The 609-nt window shown below is 44.2% G+C and carries 1 protein-coding gene; it reads left to right on the top strand.

The window, feature by feature from the left end:
* On the top strand, nt 1-533 hold a 533-nt coding region (locus VSQ61_RS22725), incomplete at its 5' end, for an IS66 family transposase (protein ID WP_334346584.1).
* Between the last annotated feature and the right edge of the window lie 76 nt (nt 534-609).

Below are 609 nucleotides of genomic sequence, written 5' to 3'. Positions count from 1 at the left end.
CATACCTTGCGCTGACCATGATCCAGGCAATCTACCGGGAAGAAAAACAGCTGAAGGAACTTCCTGCACAGGAGCGTCAGAACCGCCGCCAGTTGAATGTAAAACCCCTGGTGGAGGCTTATTTCGTATGGGTGCGTGAAAACCTTTCAAAAGTGCCACAGAAAAGTAAGACATGGGAAGGTTTCAGCTATTCACTTAACCAGGAAAAATACCTTAAAGTATTTCTGGATGATGGTGAAGTCCCGATGGATAATAATGCGGCAGAGCAGTCGATTCGGGGATTCTGTATCGGGAAGAAAAACTGGGTGATGATCGATACGGTTGCAGGTGCAAAGTCCAGCGCCATTATATATAGTATTGCAGAAACAGCAAAAGCAAACAACCTGAAACCATATGATTATTTCGAATATCTGCTTACCGAGATCCCAAAACACCTGGATGATACTGACCGAAATTTTCTGGATGACATGCTCCCCTGGTCACCGAACCTGCCTGTGAATTGTCGTAAGCCCGGTAAAGATGAAGTGAAATAATAAGACTGGAGCAAATCTGTTTCTATCATACAGATTTGCTCCAGTTTTGTAAAGGTACGGACTATCTACCGTTTAC

Source organism: Candidatus Merdisoma sp. JLR.KK006, assembly GCF_036941035.1.
Lineage (GTDB): Bacteria > Bacillota > Clostridia > Lachnospirales > Lachnospiraceae > Laedolimicola.
Note: the sequence above shows the minus strand (reverse complement) of the source record. Positions and strands in the feature narration are given on the sequence as shown.